Below are 22,341 nucleotides of genomic sequence, written 5' to 3' on the forward strand. Positions count from 1 at the left end.
TCACCACCTATCCTTATTCATTTTCTATCAGCCAATCTGTGTCCAATTCATCACTTGATTGCCATAAGTCAATATCTGTTATATACCTTTTTATTAACTTTACCATTTGCATTGGAAATGGTATAAACGGACGCTTCCCAGGTATGATGCTCATTTGGCACATATAAGTGATTATTTTAGCAACCTGATCTCGTTCCTCTTGCTTCGCTCCGAGTACTACAAATTCTAATATGCGTTGTTCCTTCTGTCCCGTATCACTTAGAGGATAGGCATTTACACTATAATACAGTCCACTTTGGTCCACATATAACCTTGTTTCATCGCACTCCTTTTCTAACGGCATCATATAGTTCGGAACATCATATTGATTGTTAATACGAATGACTGTTACGTTAGAAAGCGATTGAAATTCCTCACTAATATACGGTAGATCATGTAAGTCCATACATTCATTTTGCAAACTTTCAACCCAATACTCTCTCATACTTGCATCTATAAGAAAATACACTTGCTTATTTTCCTTTTTGGCTTCTTCTGCAATTACTGTTAATTCTTCCGTTATATATTTATTAAATTGGATTCCTATATCATTTCGCTTTGACGGTTGCGGTAAGAACGTTTCGTGTGTACTTACGTTTAAAATGGTAGATGTAAAGTCTCGCCACTCATGACTTCCATATAGTTTATATACAATTTCTTCCTCATTTATTTTGGATATAATAGGTACAAATTGATTGTTATAAATTTCTTCTATTGATAAACTAACATATGTATGTGATGGATTTATAATCTCCCAGCTTCGTTTACGAAATCCTATCTTTTCTAACAAACTAAAAATGGCTCTTACTATATGTTCCTTCTCTATTTCTTCTCCGTCTAATCGTTCGATAAATTGCGAAAGGCGATTTGTTCTTGCAAATGCTTCTCGAATCACTTGTTTCGGATCGATTTTTTCACGACCATTACACTTTTCAATTTCTATTAAAGACAACGATGTTTGAAATGATTGCGTTGGTATAGAAGATATTGCTCGGATCACACTTTGGATACAATCTTCTTTATACCTATGGCAATAATCCATTCGATATGGGTGCTGCTTAATAATTTTTGGATTATACATGACGATGTTCAGTATAATTTGCGGTTTAGAATGTAATATATAGGAATAATCTGTCCTCTTCTCTAAAATTAGTTCTTCTTCAAATAATATTTTTTCTATTTCTATAAGTTTTTGAGAAGACCATAGTTCTAATGTAATCTCTTCCATTCCTTTTGGTGTATAAAGTGGAAATAACTCATCATTCTGATTTATAGTTATATTTTTACATAGCGGGATACGTGTACAATGAGGAAATCGCTGATGAAATGCTTGTAAGAGTACTTCCTTTTCTCTTCTACTTATCCCCCGTTTTATTTTTGTACCAGGAACCTTAAAGATATTTTCATCATATATAACAAGTGCTCGTACCCTTTTCCCTTTTATATATTTTTTTGGATTCGTCATAATCTTAACTAAATGTAACTGTTTCTTAAGCATAAAAACATTCTGTAATTCCCGATAAGCTCTGGACCAATTCACTCCAAATCGCGCGTCTTCTATTTTGAGTGTAACAAACTGATCCTTTTCATTATGGCAGTTAGAGACTAGTACAGTTCCTTTTCTTTTTTTCATAATCATATAATTTTCATATTGATTTGCTGTTTGATAAAAACGCCTTTTACCAATAGAAACTTTAAGTAAAAACATATTTTCAATACCACGAGTGATAAGCTCAAACCGATATACATAAGAAAAATATTCCTTTGTTTTTTTATCCTGAATAGGCTCAGACATCGCTTCACATCTATTTTGTTCTCGAAGCGGGTAAAAAGGAACTTCTTCATATTGTTTTATAGTTAGATGCAATGCATGTTCGCAAAACAACTGTGAAATTAATGCTGGTACCCATATATAAAATGTTTTTTTATCATGTAGTAACGACAACTGTGAAATCGCACTAGGTTGCCATTCTAATAAAACTTCTCCAGGCATTTCGGTCGGTTTCCAGTTATGAATATACGCATACCATTGACGACAAATATATTCTAGCTGTTCAGAGCTGAGAGGTTTTAAAGATATAATCCATGGACTATCTTCTGCTAACTTATATGGATCATGCTCAATGAATAAAATATCAGAAAACATGATATACAATCTTTTATTTAGAAGCTTAAATTTTTTTATTAATTCGTATGGTCTATTGTGTTCTAATAACAGACTTGACCAATGTTTTGGCCATTGCACATAAAATACTGTTCGCTCAAAAAGTGGATCTATTACATCTTTAAAGGCTAACAACTGTAGCGTTTCCATAAAATGAATACTTCCTCTCTTTATTCGTTATTTTACATGAAATCCAAAATCAATAGACTGTTAAAATTTGAAACAAAATACAAATTCCACCTCCTTTTTATTTTTATTATACCATCATCAAAATCCATTTTTTGTTAAAAAATAGTAAAAAGAGAGAGGAGGGTTCTACCTCCTCTTTATCTTTCCTCTTTCTCTTTTTAATTGTATAATTTTTTCATAATATATTACGAAAAATGGAGAAATAAAACGAACATCTACCGGGTTACTATTTTTTCTTTAACAGGCCATTTTTCTAACGTATAAGCCATCTCCCAGAACGAATATTCATATTGACTACTAATGATAAAATGCTGTTTCATTCGCTTACGATCCGACTCTGTTACTGTTTCCGCAATTTGATCTAATCGCATAATTTGTTCTTCTACTAATGTGCGGAACCAATCAGAACCATATGCTGAAATCCATTCTTGGTAAATCGGTTCCTCTGGTTTACATTCTTTTAGACGTTCACCAATTTCATAATACAACCAATAACACGGTAAAATGGCCGCAATAATATCACCTAAATGTCCTTCATAAGCAGCGCGATACATATGGGATGTATATGCATAAGCCGTTGGTGCTGGAATAAAGGCTGCTTTTTCTTCTTCAGTGATTCCTAATTTTTTCGCAAAATTTTCATGCAGTGATAATTCTGCTTCATATGTATTTTGTGCATGATGCGCCATGCGAGCTGTCGTTTCCAATTCAATTGCCTTCGCCGCCCCTAATGTTTGTACTCTAGCAAAGTGACTCAAATAGTAGGAATCTTGTAAAACATAGTAACGAAAGCTAGCTAAATCTAATGTTCCCTCACCTAGTTCTTTAATAAATGGATGCTCAAAACTCGCTTGCCAAATCGGAGCAACTTCTTGACGTAATAACTGTGAAAATGACATTTGTATCCCTCCTCATATATACTACACTTAGCTAACATCTAACGAAAAAATAGAAATGTACAAAATAAAAACCACTTCCTTATAGGTAAAGAAAGTGGCCTAGATATATAAATATCATATTTTGTCACTTCCACTTCCCTACGCTGGTACGAACCAGATCAGGTACTAAGAGTCTTAAAGATAAACTTTAATCTCAGCCAATATCGGCACCCCTAGTGGATAGATGATAACTATGTAGTTTTGATAATCATCATAACATAATTTAGAGGGTTGTCAATTATCCAAACTTATATAGTATATTAATATGAAAAATGAGTCATTTTTTTAGCAATTCCATTACATCATTACTGTGCGGCTAACCCAATAGGTGAGAATAATACATAGGCACCTAGCATGAATATAATAAGAAAGATTGAAAATACCTTTGCATATTTCCATGGCTTTAAATCAACTTTATTAGCATCGAAAAGTTCAAAATCTGTTTCTCTCGGTTTTAATTTTCCGACAATTAACATCATAATTACACATGCCGGGAATAATACACTAAGAATATATAAAAAATTAATGGATCCTAAAAACACTTTTGAGAGCGCATACAAAACAATATGAAAGACTAAAGCAATTTTCGGAGCATTTGCAGGTACTTTTTTACTAAAAAATCCTACGACAACAGCTGCGATAATTGGTACATTGTAAAAGCCAAACATTTCTTGTAAGTAGTTATATAATCCAGAAGGTGCATATAAAATAAATGGTGATACGATAACCGCAATGAGACCGAGTGTAATCGCAAAAATACGCCCTACTTTTACTAACTCTTTCTCGCTTGCTTCTTTCTTGAAAATTGGTTTATAAAAATCAAGTGTGAATAAAGTGATAGAACTATTTAATGCACCGTTAAATGAACTTAAAATAGCACCGAACAATACAGCAGCAAAAAATCCTGATAATGCGACAGGTAAAATCTTAATTACTAACATCGGATAAGCCATATCAGCATTTTTTAATTGATTGCCAAATAAATGAAACGCAATGATTCCTGGAAGCACTAAATATAATGCTCCAAATACTTTAAATAATCCTGCAAACAATACTCCTTTTTGTCCTTCTGCTAAATTTTTTGCCCCTAGTGTACGTTGAACAATAGCTTGATTGGTACACCAATAAAATAAGTTATTAAACAATAGCCCCATAAAAATTGTTGTCCAAGGTATAGAATCTTGTGAATCTCCAATTGCATTTAATTTTTCCGGATGGGAATGTAATAAAAGATTTACACCATCCATAATATTCCCTTTTCCAAGTGCAAGGAGCCCAAGAATTGGAATTAAGCATCCTCCAATAATTAAACCAATTCCATTTAGCGTATCCGAAATAGCACATGCACGTAGGCCGCCAAATACAACATAGGCAATACCAGTCATACCAATGATGAGTGCAATCACCATAATCGTTGTAAAATTACTAAGCCCAAATAGTTGTGAAATATTAAAGATGCTATCAAGTACTAGTGCACCGGAATACAATACAGTTGGTAAATAAGCGATGGCATAACCTAATAAAAATAGAATGGAAATAATTTGTCTTGTTCGTAAATCGTAGCGTTGCTCTAGAAAATCCGGGATTGTTGTAATTCCACTTTTTAAGTAACGAGGTAAAAAGACAAATGCCATAAAAATGAGCGCTAGCGGAGCGGTTACCTCCCAAGCCATGACGACCATTGAAGTTGCATAGCTTTGTCCATTTAGTCCTACCATTTGTTCTGTTGATAAGTTTGTTAATACAAGTGATCCTGCGATAACGATACCAGTCAAACTTCTACCACCTAAAAAATAACCATCTGAACTATCTAAATCAATATGTCTTGTCTTATACCAAGAAAACCAGGCAATGAAAATCGTATATACTAAAAATGTAATGATTGTTACAAATGCCATGGAGCAATAAACCCCTTTCAAATGATATCTATTTCTCTAAAAGGGAGTAGAGTGCCCTCTTGCTCTTTATTTTGTATCATAAAAGCCCTCTACCTACCCCATCTTATAATCTAGAAATGTATTACGAATGAATTTTATCTATTTGAAAGTTCTGAACATTGATAAGTTCACCTGTTTCAAATGATTCTTTACATGCATATCCAAGCACTGTTGATTTTACTCCATCTTGTACCGTAATTGTTGGCTTACGTTTTTCGATAATGCATTGAATAAACTCTTCTACTTCACTTAAATATGCTTGTTCAAAACGTTCTAAAAATCCCTCTGAACATTCGCGAACTGCACCTGTTTGATCAAAAACAGTCACGGCATTTTTTTCTGGAACTGTTCCAACGCGAAGCGATCCTTTTGTACCGATAATTTCCGTTTCAATATGATAACCATGCATGCAGTTTCGACCTGCGACAAAAATACCCATTGTATCATTTTCAAATTTTATTAGTGCCGCTCCAGTATCCGCATCGTTAAATTCCTTAAATTCAGAACAAGCAAATGCTCCTCCAATCGCCCACACTTGTTTTGCCTCTGATTCTAAATACCACCTTGCTAAGTCTAAATCATGAATGGCCATATCTAAAAATAAGCCCCCGCTATAATTACTCTTTGCGAATTTCACAAAACTATCAAGAGCTTTTGTCGGATCTATACCATAGCACCGTACTAAAACTGGCTTACCGATTACGCCTTCTTCAATTTTTCTCTTTGCATACATATAAGATTTATCAAAGCGTCTCATAAATCCAAGCATGAATACTTGATCCGGATGCTTTTGTACTACCTTTTCTACATGAAGAGCCTCTTCTAAATATAGTCCCAGTGGCTTTTCACTAAAAACATGGAATCCTGCTTCTAATGCTTTTTCGATCTGTTCGCAATGAAAACCAGATGGCGAAGCAATAAAAATTGCATCTAATTCTTTATTTCGCAGCATTTCATCATAATCTGTATAACCATATGGTATGCCCCATTCTTCCTGCGCTTGTTTTACTTCCTCTTCAATTACACTACATACCGCTGTTAATTCACAGTTACGAATATGAAATGCAAGATTTTCTGCATGTTTTTTCCCAAGTCTCCCTAACCCAACAATACCAACCTTTACACGTTTCATGAAAAACACCTACCTATTTTGTTTTTGCCAAAAATTACAAATTCCATTTATGTATGTTCGCGCCTTTACTGCATATTCAAATGGATTTGCTTTTTCTGGATCTTGTTCTGCCTCTACTAATAGCCATCCTGTATAATGCTGTTCAGCTAATTTCTTAAATATCGGTTCAAAGTTAATACTGCCATCACCTGGAACTGTAAATACTCCCTCTTTCACTCCTTGTAAAAAGCTTAATTTATTTTGTTTTACTCTCTCTGCAATATTTGAGCGCACATCTTTTAAATGTACATGTTTGATGCGATCCATGTACTTTTCTAATATATATATTGGATCCTCACCAGAAAAAAAGAGATGACCAGTGTCATAGAGTAAATGAACAACATTTGGATTTGTTAAAGACATCAATTTTTCAATTTCCGCAGTTGTCTGTACTCCCGTTCCCATATGATGATGATAAACAAGATAAAGTCCGTGCTCTTGAGCTAATTTCCCTAAAACGTCTAAACCTTCCGCAAGTTTTCGCCAACTTTCCTCATCAAAAATCGGTTTCTTTTCAAAAAGAGGTGTATCCATCAGCCCTTGAATACTATGTCCTTGTTCTGACACAACAACGACTTTCGCTCCCATTTGTTGCAAGAAATCGCAATGTTCCATAAATGGATCCACCGTTTCATTTAGCGGTTTTGTTGTTAAATAAGCGCTAAACCATGCACTTGCTATTTCCATCTTTCTTAGTGACAACGCTTTCTTTAAAATGGCTACATCTCTTGGATATTTATTGCCAACTTCAGTACCAGTAAAACCAGCTAATGCCATTTCACTAATACATTGTTCAAATGTATTTTCTTTTCCTAATTCAGGCATATCATCATTGGTCCACCCAATCGGTGCAATGCCAAGTTTTACAGTTCCTTCTTTAAACATCTTGTCCAGCTCCTTTTTCCCTTTAGAAAAGGCAATGAAACGAATTGCTTCATTGCCTTCTATTAAAATAAGAAAGGCATTTTAATATTGTCTTGCTTGTTTTAAATGGCCCATTCGATCTTCATAAGCAGCTTGAATTTTCTTATTTTCAGTCATCTCAGCAACACCAACGTTCCACCAAGAGTCATAGCCATTTGTCATCGTTTTAGGTAATACTTTTATATCAATTAGTGTCGAGATTGTTTGTTTTTTCGAATCTTCTAGAGCAGCTACTAATTCTTCTATCGTTATTACGCGATATGTTTTCACACCATAACCAGCTGCACTTTGGGCAAAATCTATTTTCATAAATCTTCCTGCTGGCGTTCCAACTTCATTTTCTCTATGACGAAACTCTGTACCGAAGCTTCCCATACCATTTGACATTTGAAGATTGTTAATGCATCCAAATCCAGCATTATCAAATAAAAGAACATTTAATTTTTTACCTTCTTGTATGCTAGTTACAAGTTCTGAATGAAGCATTAAATAACTTCCATCCCCAACCATCGCATATACTTCTTTATTTGGTTCAGCCATTTTAACACCGAGCGCTCCAGAAATTTCGTATCCCATACAAGAATATCCATATTCCATATGGTACGTATTTGGCTTTTTACTCATCCACATGCGCTGCAAGTCACCAGGAAGACTTCCTGCTGCGCCAATAATAATAGCATCCTCATCAAGTAATCTATTGATTTCCCCAATTACTTTCGTTTGTGTGAGGCAAGAGCCCACTGTTTCATAAAATTCTGGTAGTGCTTCGTCTAGATGGCCTTTAATTTCTGGTTGAAACCCATCTTCTTTATAATCGGTTTGATAAAGTCTCTTTAACTCTTGATCCCATAACTCTTTCACCGCATGAATTTCATCTATGTAACTAGATTGATATTCTTTACTTTCCAATACTTTTTCAAGTTCTTCTAATGAAACCTTCGCATCTGCGACAACTTTAGTTGCATCTAATTTGCCAGCGTGAAAATCTGACACATTAATCGTTAAAAACTCAACATCTTCATTTTGGAAAAGCGCTTTTGATGATGTTGTAAAATCAGTAAAGCGTGTTCCAACTCCAATTACTAAATCTGCGTCTTTCGCAATACGATTGGCAGCTAAGTTTCCAGTAACGCCAATACCTCCTAAATTCATTGCATGATCGCTTTCGATGGCACTTTTTCCAGCTTGTGTTTCCCCAAACGGTATGCGGAATTTCTCTGAAAAACGTTTCAGTACTTCGCCCGCTTCAGAGTAACGTACACCACCCCCGCAAATTATGATTGGTTTTTTCTTCTTGAAAATAAGCATTGAAGCATCATGAATTTCGCTTTGAGTCGGCATACGTCTTTCGATGCGATGTACACGCTTTTTAAAGAAATATACTGGATAATCGTATGATTCCGTTTGTACATCTTGCGGGAGGGCAATGGTAACTGCACCTGTATGAGCTGGGTCTGTTAATACTCGCATCGCGTTAATCATCGCTGTCATTAATTGTTCCGGACGATTGACGCGATCCCAATATTTACTTACTGGACGAAACGCATCATTTGTTGTAATGGATGCATCATGAAGTTGTTCAATTTGCTGAAGCACTGGATCTGGCTGCCGAGATGCAAATGTATCTCCAGGTAATAACAAAACAGGAATATTATTTGCTGTTGCTGTTGCTGCTGCTGTAATCATATTTGCCGCACCGGGTCCTACTGAAGATGTACAAGCCATAATTTGTTTCCGATGTTTTTGTTTTGCAAATGCTACCGCAGCCTGCGCCATTCCTTGTTCATTTTTTCCTTGATATACTTCTAAACCTCCGCTATTTTCTTCCAAAGCTTGCCCAATCCCTAATACATTACCATGACCGAAGATTGTGAAAATTCCTTTCACAAATTTTTCTTCTCTCTCATCAAACTGTATATATTGCTGATTTAAAAATTTAACTAACGCCTGTGCTGTTGTTAAACGAATTGTATCCATTCTTTTCAACCTGCCTTACCTTAAAGTTAAGCGCTTTCTTTAAAAAGGAAATGATAGCAGAGAGAAATGAGACTCTCTGCTATTTACCTTTATTACGCCCAGCGAGTTGTAATCATTTTCTTTCTTGTATAAAATTCCACACCGTCCGGACCATTTGCATGTAAATCGCCATAGAATGAATCTTTCCAACCAGAGAATGGGAAAAATGCCATTGGAGCTGGTACACCAACATTTACTCCTAACATACCTGGATCTATATTTTCGCGAAATGCACGAACTTTACCACCGTCATTTGTAAAGATACAAGCACCGTTTGCAAATCTTGATTCATTTGTTAGCTCAATTGCTTCTTCTAATGTTTTCACACGTACAATAGATAGTACCGGTGCAAAAATTTCATCTTGCCAAATTTTCATTTCTTGTGTTACATGATCAAAAATTGTTGGTCCAACAAAATACCCTTCTCCATTTACTTCCACATCATTTCGGCCATCGCGAACAAGAGTTGCTCCTTCTTGTATACCTGTTTCAATGTATTGCAATGTACGTTCTTTATGACCATCGCGAATTACAGGTCCTAAGAAAACATCTTCTTCTAAACCGTTACCAATTTGCATTGTATTAGATGCTTCAACAAGTTTTTCAATCAGCTTATCAGCTACTTCCTCTTGTACAGCTACAACAGAACACGCCATACAGCGCTCACCCGCTGAACCGAATGCTGCATTTATAATTTGGGTTGCTGCTAAATCAAGGTCTGCGTCATTTAAAACGATTGAATGATTTTTCGCACCTGCTAACGCTTGTACTCGCTTTAAGTTTGCAGAAGCTGTTTTATATACATATTCAGCAACTGGTTGTGAACCAACGAATGAGATTGCTTTAACATGTTTATGTTCTAATAAGCCATTTACTACATCATGAGCACCATGAACAATATTTAATACCCCTTTTGGAAGGCCGGCTTCTTCTAATAATTCTACTAAGCGACAAGCTAATAATGGCGTGCGTTCAGATGGTTTTAATACAAATGTATTACCGCAAGCAATCGCTAATGGGAACATCCAGCAAGGTACCATCATCGGGAAGTTAAATGGTGTGATTCCGCCAACTACTCCAATTGGATAACGATACATACCAGATTCTAAATTCGTTGCAATATCAGGAAGTTGTTTTCCCATCATTAATGTTGGAGCACCGGCTGCAAATTCAACACACTCAATACCGCGTTGTACTTCTCCATATGCTTCTTTGAAATTTTTCCCGTTTTCGATTGTGACCATTTTTGCTAGTTCATCCCAATGTTCAACTAGCAATTGTTGATATTTAAACATGATTCTTGCACGTTTTGGTACCGGCGTTTTTGACCATGTTTGAAACGCTTTTTTGGCAACTTGTACAGCTTCATCTACCTCTTCTTTTGTAGAAAGTGGAACATGTGCAATCATTTCTCCAGTTGCTGGATTGTATACTGGTTCTGTTTTAGAGGAATGTGATTCTTTCCATTCACCGTCGATATAGTTTTTTACTGTTTGAACTGCTACTTGAGTCATTTTATTTTCCTCCTTCATGATTAAGAAATAGATGTTTCTTTTCCTTTTGTAATAAACTGCTGAATTTCTTCTACTGTCGGCATTGCATCTGAACAACTATGCTTAGAAATGACAATTGCTGCTGAAGCGCTTCCAAATTCCATCGCTTTTGGCACATCCCAGCCTTTCATCAATCCGTATATAAAAGCCGAGGCATACGAATCACCAGCACCGAAAGTTTTTAATACTTTTGTTTTAAAGATACTTCCTTTATATGTATGACCATCTTTTGTATAAGCAATAGATCCTTCCGAACCGTGCTTGATTACAACAATTTTCGCATGATGATCAAACCATTTTTGAGCAATCACTTCATCTTTAGCTTTCGCATCTCCAATGATTCCTTCCATCATTTCAAATTCTTCTCGTGTACCAATAATCACGTCACATTTTTCAGCTGCAAGATTGTAATACATTGCTGTATCTGCTTCGGATGTCCACGTATATGGTCGATAATCTAAATCAAAAAATACAACAACGTTATGTTTTCTCGCATAATGTAATGCTGCAAAAGTGGCTTCACGTGAAGGGCTTGCTGCAAGAGCTGTTCCTGAGATAAGGAGTGCTTTTGCTTGTGCAATATATTTCTCTGAAACTTCTTTTACTTCAAGCTTCAAATCTGCCACATTATCACGGTACATTAAGATGCTACATTCTTCTGGACTCTTAATCTCAGTAAATGATAATCCTGCAACTGCACCTGTTTTATCTACAACGACATTCTTTGTATCAATCTTTTTTTCTTTAAAATAGTTTGTAATAAAGCGTCCCATTTGGTCATCTGCTACTTTTCCAATGAATCCACTTTTTAAACCTAACGTAGCTGTTCCAACAGCAATATTCGCTGGTGAACCGCCTACATATTTTGTAAAAGTTATTGTTTCTTCCATCGGACGATTGATCTCATTTGCATTTAAATCAACGCATGCTCTTCCTAACGCTAAAAAATCAAGAGGTCGATCGTTTGCGATTTGTAACATGTCCACTATCTCTTACCTCCCCATTAAAGTAACCGCTTTCTTTTTATTCTAATAAAAAACATTTTATTTAATAAATCTTTAAATAAAATGTTACTAATACACATAGTAGAGAAAGTATTTTTTTAGTTAAGCGCTTTCCCTTGATTGAATTATAACGAATAAATTCTCAAAAATAAATACATATTTTATTATTTTCTAAATTTTTTTATTAATTATTTTATTAGTAAAATTAATTGTGATAATATACACAAAATAGAACGAATAAAAGATACGTGCAACTGCCTCTATTTCTCCAAAATAAATAGCCCCTATTTTATTTAGAGGAAAATAGAGGCTAAAATAATGATATGTATATCCATTAAAATATTATGGTACAAAATATTAAATTTATGATATTTTTGCTGTTGACTTCCGAATCATTAATTCCGGTACTAATAGTATCCGCTGTTTAGGTTTATCTTTATGTTCAATTTGATGAATTAATAAACTTGTCGTTTGTTCAGCCATCTCTTGAATGGGCTGTGCAATTGTTGTTAATGGAGGATAACAAATATCCGCTAAAATGGTATTATCAAAACCAATAATCGAAAGTTCTGATGGAATTTGTATTCCTTCTTCTTTCGCCCCTTGCATGACACCCGCAGCTAATATGTCATTACAGGCAAAAATTGCTGTGGGACGATCTTTTTCCTCAAATAATAATTTCGTGATTTGCTTTCCATTTTTTATCGTTGCGGCTTCTGTATAATGAATTAAATTTTCATCCACTTTCACCCCGGCTGCTTCTAATGCATCTTTGTAACCTTGAATACGATATTTACTACTTGTTGTTTGTTCAGCAATTAGACCAATACGCTTATGTCCGAGGGATAATAAATAATCCATCGCTTGAAAAGCAGCTTTATAATCATCCACCGACACCATATCAACAGATAATGCTGGTATGTCCGTTGAAAATAGTACAACAGGAATATGTTTTTCAACAAGTTTTTTTATGTGTGTTGTATCTTGAAAACTTGTAGCAATAATTAAACCATCTACACGCTTTCTCAATAATAAAGAAATATATTTCTTTCCTTTTTCATCGTTATTGTCCGTGCTGCACATAATAACATTGAATCCCTTTTCTTCAGCGGAGTCTTCTAATGCGCGTGCAACTTCCGAAAAAAACGGGTTTGCAATATCTGGAACTAGAAGGCCAATTGTATGTGTTTTTTTTCCAGTTAATGCAGAAGCGACAACGCTAGGTTGGTAATGCAAGCGATCCATTACTTCTAATACATGTTTTTTTGTTTTTTCACTAATTTTCCCAGTACCATTCACTACCTTTGAAACAGTTGCAATTGAAACACCCGCTTCTTTCGCCACATCATAAATAGTCGTTTTCATTGTCTCCCACTTCTCTTCTCATAACGTTATCTTCCTTTCAGTATATCATACGAAACTTAAATTTTTCATCTTGAGCGGAACTCCCTTCATTCCAGCTGCACATATCTTCTTTCTTCTTACAAAAAATAAGATAAAATAAGCAGTATGCCCACGCATAGACATACTGCTTATAAACGATATAGTATAAAAAAACTATTTACATACAATTTATTTCATGACACCTTCAAATAGCCATTCATGATCTGAATCATTATGAAATTTCCATGTACGCACCGGTCCTGCCATTACATTTAAATAGTAGGACTCATAGCCTGGAGGCGCTGAAACAGGATGATACCCTTCTGGTACAAGTACAACATCACGATTCTTCACAATTAATGCTTCATCAAGTGTACGATCATCATTATATACACGTTGCATAATAAATCCTTGTTTCGGATTTACTTCATGGTAATATGTTTCCTCTAAATAGGATTCGTGAGGCAAGTTATCCTGATCATGTTTATGAGGTGGATAACTTGACCAATTCCCTTCTGGTGTATATACTTCTACAACTAATAAACTATCTGCCTCTTGATCCTCTGGTAAAATATTATGAATTTTACGTGTCATATGTCCATAACCTCGCTCTTGTACACCAACACTATTTGGTGCAATAAGACGCGCTTTATATGTACCTTTTCCCGGGGCTAAACAAACAGCTAATTCTAGATCTGTTAGTGCTTCGACATGAAATTGATCTTGATTTGGCACATAGACTGAGTATGGTGGAATCTTTTCAAAAACACTCATGCGCTTCCCAATATTTTCAAAACTCTCTTCTTTCGTCGCAACATTTGCTTTTCCGCTTAATAAAACAAGGCAAACTTCTTTATCATTTGTTACTTCTTGCAAAGTCTCTCCTTGCTTTAAAGAAAATAATTCAAATCCAACATATTTCCATCCTGCTGATTCTGGTGTTACAGATACAATGCGCCCATTTCCTTCTCTTTCATGCGGGCTTACGATTAAATTTGCCATAACTTTCATCTCCCTCATTTATTCAATAGTAATGGATGATTGATTTTAACAGGTTGTTTCAATCGCAGCGATTCTTTTGCTGCATGGGCAATGCGCTCTGCTTGTAACCCATCGTTTCCACTACAAATTACAACTTCATCATTTAAAATAGAGTGTACAAACAATTGAATCTCTGTAATATAAGCCTCTTTATAGCGTTCTAAAAAGAAATGTAGCGGCTTGTCTTGCATGACACCGTTTGCTGTTGAAATGCGTACAGTTGATGGACAATCATTTTCTGTACTTATACATCCTTTTTCCGCAAATAACTCTATTCTTTGATCATAACCATATGCTGTTTTGCGGCTGTTATCAATAACTCCAATCGCACCATTTGCGAATGTTAATGTAATAATAGCGGTATCGATATCCTCATACTCAGAAAAAATAGGATCGATTAAATTCGCACCTTGTACATATACTTCAGTTACTTCACTGTTCATCACAAAACGAGCCATATCAAAATCATGAATGGTCATATCCATGAACATTCCACCAGAAGTTTGAATATAATTTGCATTTGGTGGCTCTGGATCACGGGAAGTAATTTTTAAAATATGTGATTCTCCTAACTCGCCAGACATGACAAGATCACGCACGCGTTTATAATTATGATCAAAGCGACGGTTAAAGCCAACTTGTAGTTTTACACCGCTCTTTTCAACTACTTCTAATGCTTCCTTCGTCTCTTTTTCTATAAAACTAATTGGTTTTTCACAAAAAATATGTTTTCCCGCTAATGCAGCTTCTTTTATAAGAGTTGCATGCGTATTTGTTGGGGAACAAATACACACAGCCTGTATGTTATCATCTTGTAAAATGTCATGATAATTATTCGTTACTTTATTTATTCCTTTTTCTTTTGCCCAGCCATGAAGTGCGTCAATATTTACATCTGAAATAGCTACAACATTCATTTCTGGTATATAAACTGAATTTTCGATGTGAAGCTTTCCGATTCTTCCTACACCTATAACTCCAACATTTAACATATCCCTAACCAACCTCCCATACATAGGTAGATTAGGAAAGCGCTTAACTATTTATTTTTAGTATACTGAATATTTTCAAATAATTCAATTATATATTTATATTTTGTAGCAACTTCCGAATATCTCCATATGATTCTTTACATTTTCGTATGCCGCCTGAATGACATCTTGATGAAGTTTAAAATAATCTGTATAAGGGGTAGCTTGAACGGAATTGTTAATCATGTGGATTACATTGTGAAACGTAGCAGTCGCTACATTTACTTTCCGAATACCGTATTGAATACACTGCTGAAAGTCTTCTGCACAAATACCTGAACCGCCATGTAAAACAAGCGGTACCTTAACTTGTTGCGCAATTTCTTGCAAGCGATCAAAGTGTAAATGCGGATCCCCTTGATACATGCCATGTGCATTTCCAATAGCAATGGCCAGCGCATCTACACCTGTTTCGTTAGCAAAATGTTTTGCCTCTTCTACGCTAGTTAGAGAGATTTCTATCTCTTCAGATCCATCCTCACTTCCCCCAACTCTGCCAATCTCAGCTTCGACAGTTGCACCATATTGTTTCGCTAATGCAACTACTGCTTTTGTGTTTTCAATGTTTTCTTGTAATAGATAGTGAGAGCCATCATACATAACAGAACTAAACCCAATTTCTAATGCTTGTTTTATTTTTTCAATCGTCATACCATGGTCAAAATGAACGGCTACAGGAACATCCGCTTCTTTTGCTGCTGCTACCATTAAAGGACCAATCATATGAATTGGCGAATGATTCAACCGAACTTCAGCAATTTGTAAAATTAGCGGGGAGCGTAATTCTTCTGCTGCTCTAATCGCCCCTATTACCATCTCCATATTAGCAACACTAAAAGCTCCAACTCCATAATTTTTCTCCATTGCTTCTTCTAAAATATCTTTCATTTTTACTAATGTCATACCCTTTTCTCCATTTCTTCTTGTTAAATTAAACGAATACTTCGTTTCTTCTGAAAAAAGTAAAGCGCTTTCCTTAATTATACATACAAAAGAAAGAACCTCAAACTATTTTTACAATATTCTTATTTTTAAAGCAAGAAAAAGCGTTTATGAAACTTCTCGTTTACATAAACGCTTTTATATCACCTGGCTCAGCTCCCTTAACATATCCAGGCCCAGCTAGATTAATCTGATTCCAATCTAGCTCTTGAAACGCAACATTTTCTAATTGAATTTGATTTTCAAAACAAGCATATATTTCAAAAACGACTCTACTTCCAGCCTCCATTTGTTGGCATGGTGTATTTTAAGGTGACATCTATACGATACTTCTTAATAATGCAAGGTGTATACTATTTTTTGGCGAATATATAACTAAATTAGATTTATAGTGAATAAGTGGTAATCTTTTTTTCATAGCCATAACTTTTCGAAATAATATGCTAATTTAATCATAAAATTAGAGGTGAAAGATGGAGCGAATAGATTATATTAGAAGAGAAGAGAAAAAATATCACGATCTATGTTATGAGCAATATAAATTATTTGAAACTGGATCATGGCTTTATAAGCCGGTAAAAACCGTCATGGATATGATGCAATATTTCGAAGATCAAGTTCAAGTCAAAGTACTTGATCTCGGTTGCGGTGTTGGTAGAAATAGTATTCTAATTGCTCAAAAGATAATACGTGGGGGTGGTATAATTACATGTGTTGATTTACTTGACTCTGCATTAAGTAACTTAATCATAAATAGTAAAAAGTATCATGTTTCTGAAGCGATAGAACCAATCCAAGCTGCTATTGAAAACTTTCCTATTCAACCAGATAACTATGATTATATTATTGCAGTATCTAGTTTAGAGCATATAAACTCAACAGAAGCAGTACAAAAAGCACTTTTATCAATAAAACGAGGGACAAAACAGAACGGAATCAATTGTTTCATTATAAATTCTAATGTTCAAGAATTTGATATGGAAACAAATGAAGAACGAGCCGTATTAATAGAAGTAAATCTTTCTACTGAAACAATGTTGGATATATTGAAGAGTACTTATAAAGGTTGGAAAGAAATACATATGAAAGTAAAAGAATTATCCTATAACATCACTCGCAATGAAAAATCCATTCGATTACAAACAAATGTGATAACTTTTGTTGTTCAAAAAAGAGGTGCATACGATGAATCGGAGTAAGTTGATTTTCTTGGTTATTATACTCTCATTACTTAGTATACTTGCATATGCCATACATCAATATAAAACCAGAGATATCATTGGTGGCGGTACCATTTTTGCTGGCTCTTTAATACTTAGCTATTTGATAAATCATATAACATGGGGAGATCCAAATGGTGTTTCAAAAGAAAGACAAAATGAAATAGGATAACATATTACATATACAAGCTTCAAAATTGGATATTTCGTATTAGTCATTATTTTGTTTCTTTTGTTGATTTGGACAGAAGGGTTTTCTACTTTCTATTCACTTGATAGTATTCAAAACTTTCCTTTGTTCCTTGCGCTTTGCTCGTCATTTATTGTGATTCCACTTGTTGAATGTATTATTTCAAAACGACATCAATAAAGTGAAACTTTAATCAGTAGGCAAGCTCTATCCCCACTGATTAAAAGCCCTCAACAATCGGGCTAACAGAATAAAGGATATAAAAAAAGAAGGAATTCTTTTACAGAGGAATTCCTTCTTTTTCTCCATATTTTTTACAAACTCGTTCCAATTCTTCTAACATGTCATGAATTGATAATACTTCAAATAAGATGATAGCTTCACTTGAAAAATGATGATGGTAATCATCTGGTTTATGCTTTGCTAAATCATTTTTATGTTCCCAAAAAAGTTGATCTAATTCGTCTATGAATTGATAATGTTTGTAATCCATTTCATAACAATGATTACGCAATATATGAATCGTGGAAAGAATCACTTTATATAGCGTTTCTTTTTCTTTTTGCGACCATTTACATTCTGTTGTAGATACACGAGTTAAATTATTTAAATGATAAATAATTTGCTGAAGGATGTGAAGTTCCTTTTGAATTGCTAAAAAGCTGCGCATTTCATTTTTCGTATGCCGATGATATTTCCAATCCTTTTGCTCATACTGCACAAATTGTATTGCTTTATGCAAAAGGTTTGTTAATTTAGAAATACGATGAACGGTTTCCTTTTTTATTTGTTCTCCATTTATAACTTGCTGTAACCATTCTTCCATAATAGTTGCTGTTTTCGAAAATAATTCCGTTTTACAATCAACAATTGTTTTTGCATAATGCGGCGGTAAAATAAAGAAATTTACTAAAGTAGAAACGATAATTCCAGTTGACGTCGTCGCTAACCGAACTAAAAAGGCTGTAAAGTAATGATCAGTTGTAATCGGAATCATTGCTACTGCTGTTAATGTAGCGACTAATGTACCCGCATGTAATTTCAATTTCTGACACGTTACAATTGTAAGCATAGCTGCTAAAGCATAAGAAATCGCTTGGTGACCAAATAAAAAGGTAAATGTCATAGCATATGCCGATCCAATTGTTGAAGCTGGAAAACGAATCAATCCTTTTTTAATCGAGTCTGTTGCCGTTGGTTCTATCGTTACAATAGCAGTAATAACCGCAAAAATTGTAGGGATTTGCAAAAAGTCACAAACAAGTACAGTTAAAAAAACAGCAATCCCCGTTTTTACAACTCTTCCCCCAATTAAATTCCATTTTCTTAGTTGTTGCATACGTATCTTCCCTTATTTCATTTTTATATTCAAACTAATTAATAATAACATATTATATCGTAACAGATAGAGTTGTTTTCTATAAGATGATATTCAAAAATTGATATATAACATAAATGTACTTATGTTGAAGAAAAGGAAGTCTCTAAACATACAAAATACCGTTCGGAAATAGAACGGCATTTTAAATAGTAATTTCATTTTCACTAAAATAAATAACAATATAATCGTTTAAATCAAAGTAATCTTCCACGATTGCGCTTAATTGCAAACAAACAAATGCATGAGATAACCTCTCTTTTAAAACAAAAAATTTTGAATAAGTGAAATAGTGATAACGAGTGTTGATAAAGAGCCTAAAGATGTTAAAGTTATAATCTTTCTGTTATTTTGCTTTTTTGAAGGTTTACTGAGTTCATGCGTCACTGCACCCCATAATAGTATGGATACTAAGGCAAGAATACTCATAGACATATTTGACACATCCTTTCATTATTTATCATTTTAACTCCACCCTATTTATTACACAAGCTGGCCCTTTCATAAAATATCTTAACTAACAATTTTAAACGATTTTATTAAAAAGATCATTTTTCACGCCCTTTTAGTACAAATTCTGCCTATATGATTACGCAATTCATTCCTGTTCTTTGATTGATAAGTATAAAATAAGTTGTCTTCCAATCGGCCCCATTTTTCTTTGTCCTCTATCTTCAAAACCAACTTTTAAATATACTTTTTGTGCTGGAATATTTCGTTCATTTACAGCTAAAACAACTTCATTTGTTCCTGGAAAGTACGCTGTGACATATTCTTGTAGTAAACACAATCCTCTTTTCGCATAGCCTTTTCCTTGTTTTTCATAATCAACTGAAAAAGAAACTAACAATACTGCATCAGAATTATTTGTATATTCCTTAACGATTTCTCCTGTTTGAAGTGCAAAAATACCAACTGGAACATCTTGATCTACAATCACAACGACATGTTTTGTAATGTCTTCTTTTGCTTTTTCAAGTAAGTCACTTGGATTTGCTGTAAACTGAACTTGTTCGCTAGGTAAAGTGAATGTTGCGATTTTTTCTTTATAGTCCTCTTTATAAGGAACAAGTTTAATGTCTTCTGTATGTATGCTCATTTTCATTTCCCCATTCTTTCTAGTTTATAAAACTACCCCTTTTTCTCTCTTTATTTTTATTAAACCATATATTCCTTTATTAACAAACTGAATTTTCACTATTTATTCAAGAAGAAAAACCCCGCGCTTTCCACACGCGGGGTTTTTCTTATCTTTGCAAGTGATTATTCGATTGATCTTTCTGTTCTTTTTTCAACTCATTTTCTTCGTTTTTCGGCAACTGCTTATCATTATCTTTTATTGGATCTGTTTCTTTATTTTCAATCATATCATTTGGCACTTGCGGCATGACACGGCCGACAATGGCAGCCAGTTCATCAAGAATTCCTTCTCCCGCTTTGCCATGTCTAATTTGCTTTCCCATTTGTTTCAGTCGTTCATACGTATCAACATCTGCGACAACAACAGCATTTGCACCGTTTGGATCATGCTTTAAGCTTTCTGCAACAGAATATTTAATGGATTCAACGCGAGAACGATCCAACTTTGCTTTTACATCGATACCAACAACAGCATATTTACCGATAACAACCGCCGTTGCATCTCGCACGCCCGGTATACTCGCTGCTAAAGAGGCGAGATGATCTGCTACTTGTTCATTTGGTTTGTTATGGTTCGTATAAGTAACATTACGCATAGATACATTTTTTTGTTCTGGCTTTTCGCGTGCATTATCTTTTGTTCCGACGCTGCAGCCAGTGATAGCTAAACTAATCATCAGCATATATATATACTTTCTCATTCTGTTCACCACCTTATTCTTGATGTTTAATCATACATATGTTCCACAGCTTGCATCTTCTTCACTTTCTCTTCTGTTCCATCATTTGCATTAATAAAGATTTGATACGTATCTTTCCCTAACGTCCCTATAAATTCATAACACAGTACTTCTTTATGCAAATCATTTACAACAATCGCTTTACGTTCTTCCATTACCTTCACATCTGGATTGATTTTTTTTCTTGCCTCAGCAGCTGATAATGTTGCGGTTGGGATGGTTCGACTCTGATGAGATGCTAAATATTCTTTTGCTGAAAAACCAACAATCGATCCATCATCTAATGCAATTTTCATTTGAATAGCTTCAGGGTAAATCCGCACCCCATTTTCATTTGCCACGTACGTAAATACGCCAACATTATCATATTGTGAACTATCATACAGTTCCATATTTGTAAACTTATGGTTTTTCAAAAATGCTAATCCTTTGTTTCCTGCGTCATTTAAACTAACCTTTTGTTTTTTAATCTCACGGTTATTTATGACCCAAATTGGATATCCACCCTTTCCGGTAATATCCATATAAAACTCATTATTTGTTTTTGGATCTTTAATTTTCACACTGTAAAAAGATTCTTTTGCGCCTTTTCCACTTTTCTCAACTTCTACTTTTTCATTTCCTTTTAAGTTTAAAAATCGTTTTGCGATTTTAACTGCTTCATCTTTTGAAATTGGTTTCCCTTCAGCTTGAAACCCACCTTTTTCTTTTTTCTGCAAACTCGTAAAAGTAGGACCAAAGTTTGTTGAAGCATATGATGTTACATTTTTTTCAACTGTTTTCAGCCCATCGATAATTGTGTTATCGGCTGGATCTTTATTTGATGCAAGCGCAAGCTCTACATCCATCCAGCGTAAATTATTTTTCAGTACAAGATGCTGTACTTTGCGAAGTTCATCTTGAATATTCTTTGCATTGGCATATAAACTTTGTAACGTTTTATATTCTTTGTCATTGAGTGGCTCTTTTTCTAAATCGCGAACAGCTGTGCGGTAACTAAAATCACCGATATTCGCCAAAAATTCTTCTGTTTTATTAAAGGGTAATAGTGTTAAAGGAAGCTGTCCAACATCTGATCGCGCTTCAGATGTAAGACGCCATACATCCGCCAGTGCTGGCGATAAAGAAGAACGTGAATTCATCGCTAAAGTTGTTCCGATTTTATCGTGTAATAAATCGACCTCGTATGCTAAATCATGAAACGCTCGCTGATAATTGTTTTCTGCTCGAATCAATACCGCATTCTTCTCTTGATGCTCTTTATAGCCCCAATATCCTGCCCCCACAACACCAATTGTTAATAGTACAATGATAATACCTCGTAACATCTTTCCACCTCCG

Annotated in this window: 17 protein-coding genes, 2 pseudogenes and 1 riboswitch; of the genes and pseudogenes, 2 read left to right on the forward strand and 17 right to left on the reverse strand. The window is 34.7% G+C overall.

Going from position 1 to position 22,341, the window contains the following annotated elements:
• Window positions 1-13: 13 nt before the first annotated feature.
• From MR058_RS05920 to MR058_RS05980, 13 genes and pseudogenes are all read right to left on the reverse strand, one after another.
• Complete coding sequence (locus MR058_RS05920) at window positions 14-2,353, reverse strand: pPIWI_RE module domain-containing protein (protein ID WP_242143087.1); 2,340 nt, start codon at window positions 2,351-2,353, stop codon at window positions 14-16.
• 254 nt (window positions 2,354-2,607) lie between these two features.
• A complete protein-coding gene (gene tenA / locus MR058_RS05925) occupies window positions 2,608-3,291 on the reverse strand; it encodes a thiaminase II (RefSeq protein WP_242143088.1) in 684 nt (227 codons plus the stop codon).
• Window positions 3,292-3,409: 118 nt separating this feature from the next.
• A riboswitch (TPP riboswitch) is annotated at window positions 3,410-3,515 on the reverse strand.
• Window positions 3,516-3,635: 120 nt separating this feature from the next.
• Complete coding sequence (locus tag MR058_RS05930; RefSeq protein ID WP_242143089.1) at window positions 3,636-5,228, reverse strand: solute:sodium symporter family transporter; 1,593 nt, start codon at window positions 5,226-5,228, stop codon at window positions 3,636-3,638.
• Between the two features lie 121 nt (window positions 5,229-5,349).
• On the reverse strand, window positions 5,350-6,399 hold the full coding sequence (locus tag MR058_RS05935) for a Gfo/Idh/MocA family oxidoreductase (protein ID WP_242143090.1): 1,050 nt from the start codon (window positions 6,397-6,399) through the stop codon (window positions 5,350-5,352).
• A gap of 9 nt (window positions 6,400-6,408) precedes the next feature.
• Complete coding sequence (gene iolE, locus MR058_RS05940) at window positions 6,409-7,323, reverse strand: myo-inosose-2 dehydratase (RefSeq protein WP_242143091.1); 915 nt, start codon at window positions 7,321-7,323, stop codon at window positions 6,409-6,411.
• An 81-nt stretch (window positions 7,324-7,404) separates the two neighbouring features.
• A complete protein-coding gene (gene iolD, locus MR058_RS05945; RefSeq protein WP_242143092.1) occupies window positions 7,405-9,339 on the reverse strand; it encodes a 3D-(3,5/4)-trihydroxycyclohexane-1,2-dione acylhydrolase (decyclizing) in 1,935 nt (644 codons plus the stop codon).
• A gap of 92 nt (window positions 9,340-9,431) precedes the next feature.
• Complete coding sequence (locus MR058_RS05950; RefSeq protein WP_242143093.1) at window positions 9,432-10,892, reverse strand: CoA-acylating methylmalonate-semialdehyde dehydrogenase; 1,461 nt, start codon at window positions 10,890-10,892, stop codon at window positions 9,432-9,434.
• A gap of 20 nt (window positions 10,893-10,912) precedes the next feature.
• Entirely contained in the window at window positions 10,913-11,917 is a 1,005-nt protein-coding gene (gene iolC, locus MR058_RS05955; protein WP_396021423.1) for a 5-dehydro-2-deoxygluconokinase, read from the reverse strand.
• 381 nt (window positions 11,918-12,298) lie between these two features.
• On the reverse strand, window positions 12,299-13,300 hold the full coding sequence (locus tag MR058_RS05960; protein WP_242143094.1) for a LacI family DNA-binding transcriptional regulator: 1,002 nt from the start codon (window positions 13,298-13,300) through the stop codon (window positions 12,299-12,301).
• Window positions 13,301-13,507: 207 nt separating this feature from the next.
• Entirely contained in the window at window positions 13,508-14,320 is an 813-nt protein-coding gene (gene iolB, locus MR058_RS05965; protein ID WP_242143095.1) for a 5-deoxy-glucuronate isomerase, read from the reverse strand.
• A 14-nt stretch (window positions 14,321-14,334) separates the two neighbouring features.
• The gene (gene iolG, locus MR058_RS05970; protein ID WP_242143096.1) at window positions 14,335-15,351 is read right to left on the reverse strand and encodes an inositol 2-dehydrogenase; all 1,017 of its coding nucleotides are present in this window, start codon (window positions 15,349-15,351) and stop codon (window positions 14,335-14,337) included.
• Window positions 15,352-15,447: 96 nt separating this feature from the next.
• Window positions 15,448-16,293 (reverse strand): class II fructose-bisphosphate aldolase, encoded by an 846-nt coding sequence (locus MR058_RS05975; protein ID WP_242143097.1) that lies wholly within the window; start codon window positions 16,291-16,293, stop codon window positions 15,448-15,450.
• A 172-nt stretch (window positions 16,294-16,465) separates the two neighbouring features.
• Window positions 16,466-16,621, reverse strand: a pseudogene (locus MR058_RS05980) (acetamidase/formamidase family protein); the annotation flags it as partial.
• Between the two features lie 184 nt (window positions 16,622-16,805).
• On the opposite strand from MR058_RS05980, the gene MR058_RS05985 reads away from it, so the two are divergent.
• Both MR058_RS05985 and MR058_RS05990 read left to right on the forward strand, forming a co-directional pair.
• Window positions 16,806-17,531 carry a class I SAM-dependent methyltransferase gene (locus MR058_RS05985; protein ID WP_242143098.1) on the forward strand — a complete coding sequence of 242 codons (726 nt, stop codon included), beginning with the start codon at window positions 16,806-16,808 and terminating at the stop codon, window positions 17,529-17,531.
• Window positions 17,518-17,922, forward strand: a pseudogene (locus MR058_RS05990) (hypothetical protein). The gene MR058_RS05985 and the pseudogene MR058_RS05990 overlap by 14 nt, the downstream one beginning before the upstream one ends.
• Window positions 17,923-18,022: 100 nt before the next feature.
• On the opposite strand, the gene MR058_RS05995 reads toward MR058_RS05990, so the two are convergent.
• The 4 genes from MR058_RS05995 to ypeB form a co-directional block, all read right to left on the reverse strand.
• On the reverse strand, window positions 18,023-19,081 hold the full coding sequence (locus tag MR058_RS05995) for an aromatic acid exporter family protein (protein ID WP_242143099.1): 1,059 nt from the start codon (window positions 19,079-19,081) through the stop codon (window positions 18,023-18,025).
• Between the two features lie 637 nt (window positions 19,082-19,718).
• A complete protein-coding gene (locus MR058_RS06000; RefSeq protein ID WP_242143100.1) occupies window positions 19,719-20,219 on the reverse strand; it encodes a GNAT family N-acetyltransferase in 501 nt (166 codons plus the stop codon).
• Window positions 20,220-20,367: 148 nt separating this feature from the next.
• Window positions 20,368-20,961: a YhcN/YlaJ family sporulation lipoprotein gene (locus MR058_RS06005; RefSeq protein WP_242143101.1), complete on the reverse strand. Its 594-nt coding sequence runs from the start codon at window positions 20,959-20,961 to the stop codon at window positions 20,368-20,370.
• 26 nt (window positions 20,962-20,987) lie between these two features.
• On the reverse strand, window positions 20,988-22,328 hold the full coding sequence (gene ypeB / locus MR058_RS06010) for a germination protein YpeB (RefSeq protein WP_242143102.1): 1,341 nt from the start codon (window positions 22,326-22,328) through the stop codon (window positions 20,988-20,990).
• Window positions 22,329-22,341: the final 13 nt, after the last annotated feature.

This window comes from Bacillus cereus group sp. BfR-BA-01430, assembly GCF_022663115.1.
In the GTDB taxonomy this organism is placed as follows: domain Bacteria; phylum Bacillota; class Bacilli; order Bacillales; family Bacillaceae_G; genus Bacillus_A; species Bacillus_A cereus_BD.

Bases quoted from the DNA above. Each gene is read 5' to 3' on its own strand.
- MR058_RS05995 (WP_242143099.1), bottom strand. From the start codon at position 19,081: ATGCAACAACTAAGAAAATGGAATTTAATTGGGGGAAGAGTTGTAAAA.
- tenA (WP_242143088.1), bottom strand. From the start codon at position 3,291: ATGTCATTTTCACAGTTATTACGTCAAGAAGTTGCTCCGATTTGGCAA.
- iolE (WP_242143091.1), bottom strand. From the start codon at position 7,323: ATGTTTAAAGAAGGAACTGTAAAACTTGGCATTGCACCGATTGGGTGG.
- iolG (WP_242143096.1), bottom strand. From the start codon at position 15,351: ATGTTAAATGTTGGAGTTATAGGTGTAGGAAGAATCGGAAAGCTTCAC.
- iolD (WP_242143092.1), bottom strand. From the start codon at position 9,339: ATGGATACAATTCGTTTAACAACAGCACAGGCGTTAGTTAAATTTTTA.
- MR058_RS05920 (WP_242143087.1), bottom strand. From the start codon at position 2,353: ATGGAAACGCTACAGTTGTTAGCCTTTAAAGATGTAATAGATCCACTT.
- MR058_RS05960 (WP_242143094.1), bottom strand. From the start codon at position 13,300: ATGAAAACGACTATTTATGATGTGGCGAAAGAAGCGGGTGTTTCAATT.
- MR058_RS06000 (WP_242143100.1), bottom strand. From the start codon at position 20,219: ATGAGCATACATACAGAAGACATTAAACTTGTTCCTTATAAAGAGGAC.
- MR058_RS05985 (WP_242143098.1), top strand. From the start codon at position 16,806: ATGGAGCGAATAGATTATATTAGAAGAGAAGAGAAAAAATATCACGAT.
- MR058_RS05935 (WP_242143090.1), bottom strand. From the start codon at position 6,399: ATGAAACGTGTAAAGGTTGGTATTGTTGGGTTAGGGAGACTTGGGAAA.
- iolB (WP_242143095.1), bottom strand. From the start codon at position 14,320: ATGGCAAATTTAATCGTAAGCCCGCATGAAAGAGAAGGAAATGGGCGC.
- MR058_RS05975 (WP_242143097.1), bottom strand. From the start codon at position 16,293: ATGACATTAGTAAAAATGAAAGATATTTTAGAAGAAGCAATGGAGAAA.
- MR058_RS06005 (WP_242143101.1), bottom strand. From the start codon at position 20,961: ATGAGAAAGTATATATATATGCTGATGATTAGTTTAGCTATCACTGGC.
- MR058_RS05930 (WP_242143089.1), bottom strand. From the start codon at position 5,228: ATGGCATTTGTAACAATCATTACATTTTTAGTATATACGATTTTCATT.
- ypeB (WP_242143102.1), bottom strand. From the start codon at position 22,328: ATGTTACGAGGTATTATCATTGTACTATTAACAATTGGTGTTGTGGGG.
- MR058_RS05950 (WP_242143093.1), bottom strand. From the start codon at position 10,892: ATGACTCAAGTAGCAGTTCAAACAGTAAAAAACTATATCGACGGTGAA.